The organism is Parapedobacter lycopersici (assembly GCF_040395035.1).
GTDB lineage: Bacteria > Bacteroidota > Bacteroidia > Sphingobacteriales > Sphingobacteriaceae > Parapedobacter > Parapedobacter lycopersici_A.
Genome location: NZ_JBEBRB010000012.1, coordinates 45430 through 52017, shown reverse-complemented (window position 1 = coordinate 52017; position 6588 = coordinate 45430). Strand labels below are relative to the sequence as shown.

7 protein-coding genes are annotated in these 6588 nt (G+C 49.4%); 3 read left to right on the top strand and 4 right to left on the bottom strand.

Going from position 1 to position 6588, the window contains the following annotated elements; translation table 11 throughout:
• The 3 genes from ABWO75_RS04810 to ABWO75_RS04800 all read left to right on the top strand — a co-directional run.
• Positions 1 to 559 (top strand): nucleotide exchange factor GrpE (locus ABWO75_RS04810; RefSeq protein ID WP_502922391.1); only part of this gene is annotated, 559 nt, incomplete at its 5' end.
• A 13-nt stretch (positions 560 to 572) separates the two neighbouring features.
• Entirely contained in the window at positions 573 to 1721 is a 1149-nt protein-coding gene (gene dnaJ, locus ABWO75_RS04805) for a molecular chaperone DnaJ (protein WP_257656711.1), read from the top strand.
• Between the two features lie 355 nt (positions 1722 to 2076).
• On the top strand, positions 2077 to 2676 hold the full coding sequence (locus ABWO75_RS04800; RefSeq protein WP_353183113.1) for an outer membrane beta-barrel protein: 600 nt from the start codon (positions 2077 to 2079) through the stop codon (positions 2674 to 2676).
• A 596-nt stretch (positions 2677 to 3272) separates the two neighbouring features.
• On the opposite strand, the gene ABWO75_RS04795 is transcribed toward ABWO75_RS04800, so the two are convergent.
• From ABWO75_RS04795 to ABWO75_RS04780, 4 genes are all read right to left on the bottom strand, one after another.
• On the bottom strand, positions 3273 to 4397 hold the full coding sequence (locus ABWO75_RS04795; protein ID WP_353183117.1) for an NADH-quinone oxidoreductase subunit D: 1125 nt from the start codon (positions 4395 to 4397) through the stop codon (positions 3273 to 3275).
• Between the two features lie 104 nt (positions 4398 to 4501).
• Positions 4502 to 5035, bottom strand: a complete 534-nt coding sequence (locus ABWO75_RS04790) for an NADH-quinone oxidoreductase subunit C (protein WP_353183111.1) — start codon at positions 5033 to 5035, stop codon at positions 4502 to 4504.
• Positions 5008 to 5661 carry a pyridoxamine 5'-phosphate oxidase gene (pdxH, locus tag ABWO75_RS04785; protein ID WP_353183109.1) on the bottom strand — a complete coding sequence of 218 codons (654 nt, stop codon included), beginning with the start codon at positions 5659 to 5661 and terminating at the stop codon, positions 5008 to 5010. The genes ABWO75_RS04790 and pdxH overlap by 28 nt, the downstream gene beginning before the upstream one ends.
• Positions 5662 to 5766: 105 nt before the next feature.
• The gene (locus ABWO75_RS04780; RefSeq protein ID WP_353183107.1) at positions 5767 to 6579 is read right to left on the bottom strand and encodes a M48 family metallopeptidase; all 813 of its coding nucleotides are present in this window, start codon (positions 6577 to 6579) and stop codon (positions 5767 to 5769) included.
• Positions 6580 to 6588: the final 9 nt, after the last annotated feature.

Here is a 6588-nt window from a genome sequence, read left to right as displayed (position 1 = left end):
ACAAAAGAAAAACAGAAACGACGAAAACGACCATAGGAACGAAAATGAGTTCATTACCCAGGATGAACCCCTGGCTACCGAGCCATCATCGGACACAGCTGAAACAGCAACAGCCGAAGAACAGCTAACTGCCGAATTAAAAGAGGCAAACGATAAATACATCCGGCTATATGCCGAATTTGATAATTATAAGCGCCGCGTTGCCAAGGAACGCCTCGAACTGATGCAGACCGCCGGCAAGGATATCATGGCCAGCTTGCTGCCGTTAATAGACGACTTTGATCGGGCATTGAAAGCAATGGAAACCGCCACTGAAGTGGATACGATCAAAGAAGGGATCAGCCTGGTGAGCCATAAACTGAAGAACACGCTGGCGCAGAAAGGCCTGAAAGCGATGGAGTCCATCGGAAAACCTTTTGATCCGGAATTGCAGGAAGCCATTACGAGCGTTCCAGTGCCGGACGAGGACCAGAAAGGCAAAGTCATTGATGAAATTGAAAAAGGGTATTACCTACATGATAAAGTGTTGCGTCATGCCAAAGTGGTGGTAGGAAACTAATAAACAAGCAAGCATGGCAAAACGAGACTATTACGATGTATTGGGTGTTTCGCGCAACGCTGACCAAGCCGAAATAAAGTCAGCTTACCGGAAACTGGCCATCAAGTACCACCCGGACAAAAACCCCAATAACCACGAAGCCGAGGATAAATTCAAAGAGGCTGCCGAGGCCTACGAAGTACTCAGCAATCCTGAAAAAAGGCAGCGATACAATCAATTCGGTCACGCCGGTGCTTCCGGCGGCTACGGGGGTGGCAGCATGAACATGGAAGATATTTTCAGTCAGTTTGGCGATATCTTCGGTGGTGGTGGCAGTCCGTTTGAAAGTTTCTTCGGCGGCGGGGGCAGCTCGCGGGGCGGGCGTCGCATCGTCAAGGGGTCAAACCTGCGCATCAAGGTAAAACTTACCCTGCAGGAAATAGCCAATGGGGCCGAGAAGAAAATCAAGGTCAATAAACAGGTGGTCTGTACAACCTGCGATGGCAGTGGTGCCAAGGACAAATCGTCATTCCATACCTGCCGGACGTGCGGAGGCACGGGGGCAGTAAGACGGGTGACCAGCACAATCCTGGGACAGATGCAAACCACCAGCACCTGCCCGACCTGTAACGGTGAAGGGGTTGAAATCACTGCCAAATGTACAACCTGTCATGGAGATGGTTTGGTCCGGGGCGAAGAAACCATTACCATCAATATTCCTGCCGGGGTTAGCGAGGGCATGCAATTGTCTATGGGCGGCAAGGGAAATGCAGCTCCGCGCGGAGGTGTTCCGGGTGACCTGATCATCCTGATTGAGGAAATCCCCCATGAAACATTAAAACGGGACGGCATTAATGTGATTTATGACCTGTATGTCAATTTTGTGGATGCTACATTGGGAACCAGTGTGGAAGTTCCCACGATCGACGGCAAAGCCAAGATCAAGATTGATCCAGGTACACAGGGGGGTAAAATCCTACGCCTGAAGGGCAAGGGGGTACCTGAAGTAAATTCGTATCATAAAGGTGACCAGCTGGTCTATGTTAACGTATGGACGCCTAAAACCGTCTCTTCAGACGAGAAGCAATTGCTTGAAAACCTCAGGAACTCACCCAACTTTAAGCCCCAGCCGGGTAAAAGCGAAAAAACCTTTTTCGAACGGATAAAAGAATACTTCGAATAATGATCGGGTGCCACATCCGGTATCCGCATACAGAAAGCCAGGTCTTTACGCCTGGCTTTTTTCGTTGTCATGACATTTTTGACATTAATTGTCAAAAAGTCAATACCCTTTAATCTAACCATTACACAATTTGTCAGGTTTATTGCCCTCACATCAAATTAAATCAGCAAACGCTAAATTATTTGTAATCAGCGTATTTTGACAGGCATTACGCAACAAATCCATAAAGCGACAAACCCATGACAAACTAAATGGCACCACGTACGGGTTTGGCATTTGTATTGTTCAGCTGATATCAACAGTCAAAAAGTAAAAATAAAAATGACTGGATGTTTTAACTAAATTTAATACACACATGAAAAAACTATTTTTAACCTTTTCAGCAGCTATCGTTGTAGCTTTTGCAGCACAGGCACAAACCGAAAAAGGAAAAGTGATCCTGGGCGGAAGTGTTTCTTATGACTACTCTAAAGTGAAAGACGCAGACACGGAATCACAAGCATTCGGCATCCAGCCTACTGTTGGATTCTTCGTAAGCGACAACTTCGCTATCGGTACCGGAATCGGATACGGATACGAAGAAAACACCGCTACCGCTGGTGCGACTTTTGAGGCCAACAAATTAAGCACGTTCAATGTGGCACCCTTCGCACGTTTGTACAAAGGTGACGGCGATTTCAAGTTCTTCGGACAGCTTTCTGTACCAATGGCTTGGGGAACTGCCAAATCAGAGGATACCGATCTGGGCACCACAGCACGTTATGGTGTTGAACTGGCTCCTGGTTTCGCTTATTTCCCAACCAGCAAAATCGGCATCGAACTGTCCGTAAGAGGCCTGTACTACCAGAATTCCTCAATTAAACCAGAGGGATCTGATGACAAGGTTTCCAGCAACTCTTTCGGTCTTAACGCCAACTCATTGGCTCCAAGACTCGGTGTACAATTCTACTTTTAATTATAGCCATTAGGCTGCACACACCAAGCGGGTGTCCCGATATACCGGGGCACCCGTCTTTTTTTATCTTACCCCCCTAAGGCACACCATTGTGCTTCGGCCGGCACCGCGGTCCAGCGGACTCCTTAAATCCCGGACACCCGGTCAACCCCATAGCAAACATCCACAACAAATACGCCTTTACATTCACCGGGGTCGCCCCCGCTTCTTCTGCACGAGGCCTCACAGGGACTAAGCCTCTTAGCGCAACAATTTCCAACGACAACAATATCCAGGTAAATTGAACCGGAATGCCGGCTTCGAATTTGCATCAGCGTACCGCGCCCGAATTGCGCTTATGCAGCGCCGTTAGACATGGAGCAAGCACCTTATCACCCGAAATAAAATCGACAGAAATCAGGAATATGGATAAAAAGAAAGGTTTCCAAACGGGGAGAATGGAAACCTTTACTAACCAATTATAAACCTAAATTATGATACCGCAAAGGTAAGGTTTATTTTCAGTTTATCAAATATTTTTTCATTAATTTTAACCCACAAGCAACACGCACAAAATCAGACATTTATAAACAAATACAACCTAAATTGCCAAGCTATTACCGATCCACCTCACCCAGTACAATGTCAATTGAACCCAGTATCGCAATCAAATCCGCAATCAGCACACCCTTTGCCAGTTCGGGTAGCACCGACAGGTTATTGAAACTCGGTCCACGGGCTTTCACCCGCTTGGGAATATCTGTTTTCTCCTGCGTAACAAAATAAAAACCGAGTTCCCCTTTCGGGTTTTCGGCACGCACATAATAGTCCTGCGGTTTCAGGTTAACTTTCTTGGGCACCAACGCCCGGGGGTCAAACTCCGGAGTCCGTTTCAGCGGACCCGAAAGCCGCTCAAGGCATTGCTCAATGATCTTCACGGACTCGCGGATTTCGTCCACGCGTACCTTGTAACGATCCCAGCAATCCCCGGTAGTCCCCGCCTCTCCTTTCCCGACGGGTATTTCAAATTCAATTTCGGGATATACCGAATATCCATCAACCCGCCGCAGGTCCCATTTGATCCCCGAAGCGCGCAGCATCGGACCGGAACAGCCATAATTAATTGCAACATCGGATGGCAATACGCCAATGTTGGCTGTCCGTGAAATAAAGATCTGGTTTGTCGTGAGCAACTCGTCCAGCTCAATAAGCTTAGGTTTAAAATAAGCAATAAATTCGGCACACCGCTCCTCAAACCCAACAGGCAGGTCGTAAAATAAACCGCCCACCCAGATGTAATTGTAAAGCATCCGTGATCCGGATGCCCATTCCAGCATATTCATGATGTGCTCCCGGTCGCGGAAACACCACATAAATGGCGTGAACGCGCCGATGTCAATACCATATGTTCCGATAGCAATCAGGTGGGAAGCAATCCGGTTAAGCTCACAGACCAGCACACGAATGTATTCTATCCGCTTTGGAATCTGCCCGTCAATCCCAAGCATCCGTTCTACCCCCATTACAAACGCATGGCTGTTGTTCATGGAAGCCAGGTAGTCCATGCGATCGGTAAAGGGAATCGTTTTGCCATAATTCATCGATTCCGCATGCTTTTCAAAACAACGGTGCAGGTACCCCAGATGCGGGATTACTTCTTTCACGATCTCACCGTCGGTGATCAGCTGCAGGCGCAGGACCCCGTGTGTCGAAGGGTGCTGGGGGCCCATGTTAATCACCATCTCCTCACTGCCGATAGCGGCAAGGCGCGCCTCATAAGCCCGCAGTGCCTCCTGATAGGGTTTTTCTGCGCTGGTTTCAATTGTATTTTCTGCCATTGCTGTATTTATTTAATGGCAATGCCATGATAGGTTTCGGCTTCTTGGTAGTCTTTCCGTAAGGGGTAGCCTTCCCAATCGTCGGGCAGTAGAATGCGTCGCAGATCGGGGTGGTTTTCAAAGAAAATACCCATCAGGTCGAATGCCTCCCGTTCATGCCAATCGGCAGTCCGCCACACCGAACTGACGCTCGGCAGTGCTGGCAGGCGATCCGGATGCCGGTCGTTGGCGATGCGTACCTTAAGTGTAAGCTGTTGTTTGTATGGAATTGATGCCAGGTGATACACCACTGTGAACGTACCGGCAGTTATCCCATCGTCCACGGCACTGATACACGAAAGGAAGTCGAAATACGTCGCCTCATGATCACGTAAGAACCGACAGACCTCCGGTAGCTGCTCCGGCGCAATATAAAATGCCGGTTGCAGGCCTTCCTGCGCTTCCGCCACGATAGCGGATTCACCAAACCGGCTGATCAGCAATGTACGTATCTTTTCGAAAGACTCCATGTTGCTCAGGGAGCCAGCCTCGCTATTCTCCATACCTCATTTTCTTTTTTAAAAACCAACCGGTCGTGCAGCCGGTTATTCCGGCCCTGCCAGAATTCAATTTGTTCCGGAAGCAGCAGGTAACCTCCCCAATGTTCGGGCCGCGGTATGTCGTCCGTATCCCGGTAATTTTCCTCCAGTACATGCAGTTGATCATCCAGTTCCTCCCGATTTGCAATTTCCCGGCTTTGCGGCGAAACCAGGGCTCCCAACCTGCTGCCTTTGGGTCTCGACCGGAAATAAGCATCAGCAGCCTCAGCAGGTAATTTTTCCACTTTTCCTTCCACCCGCACCTGCCGCTGTAATTCCGGCCAGAAAAACAGCAATGCCGCATAAGGCGTTGCAGCCAGTTCCGTACCTTTTCGACTTGTATAATTCGTGTAAAAACCGAGCCCATGCCGGTCGACGTGCTTTAGCAGCACAATCCGTGAAGAAGGTTTGCCGGAAGCCGAAACAGTGGATAAGGTCATGGCATTAGGTTCCATAACTCCTTTATCAACGGCTTCGTTAAACCACTGCTGGAACTGGACCAGGGGGTCTTCGGCCAGGTCATCTTCGTTCAGCTGCCCCATTTCGTATGCCATCCGCATCCCTGCGATATCTTTTTGTTCCAAGTTCATCGCCTATCTGATTAGGACACAAACATACAAAAAAGCAGCCGCAATCGACGTGTTTCCCGGGCAGAAGACGCGGAAGTTAACCGGAATTTGTCGGATCGCCGGGAATTATTTCTTGTAATATGCCATTGCTTCAGGGATCAGCTTCCGGATGTCGTTGATCCGTCTCGCATCACTGGGGTGGGTGCTGAGAAACTCGGGAGGTGCTCCCCCACCCTGCGACTGCTTAGCCTGTGCCATCCGTTCCCAGAATCCGATTGCTTCATTCGGATCATATCCTGCAATGGCCATGAACACCAGGCCCAGCCGATCGGCTTCGCTTTCCTGATTGCGTGAATAACTCAGCAGTGCGAGCTGTCCGCCCAATCCATAAGCGGTATTGATAATAGCGCGTGTGGTGTTCGACTTGTCTGATGTGGCAATCCCTACTGCCGCTCCTCCGGCCTGCGCCACGATGGACTGCGACATCCGTTCTGCCGAATGCTTGGCAATGGCGTGTGCAATCTCATGTCCCATTACAGTAGCCAGCCCGGCATCGTTCTTCGTTACCGGTAAGATACCGGAATAAACGGCCACCTTGCCTCCCGGCATGCACCAAGCATTGATCTGGTCTTCCTGAACCAGTGTAAACTCCCAATTGAAATCATATTGGTCGGCATAGCCGCTTTCCGTGAGAAATTTATTCACTGCCGCGGAAATATTCCTGCCGACGCGTTGCACGGATTGCGCAGCAGTACTGCTTTTAACTACTTTGGTGGACGGATCCGCCAGAAATTCTTTATACACCAGCGCCGCTTGCTGCTGGATCTCGCCATCGTCGACCAGGCTCAGCTGCCGACGTCCCGTAAGCGGAACCGTTGCACAGCCGATCGCCAGAGCGATAATCAATAAAACGGCTGTTGTTTTAGTAAATAACTTCATGGTATTCAA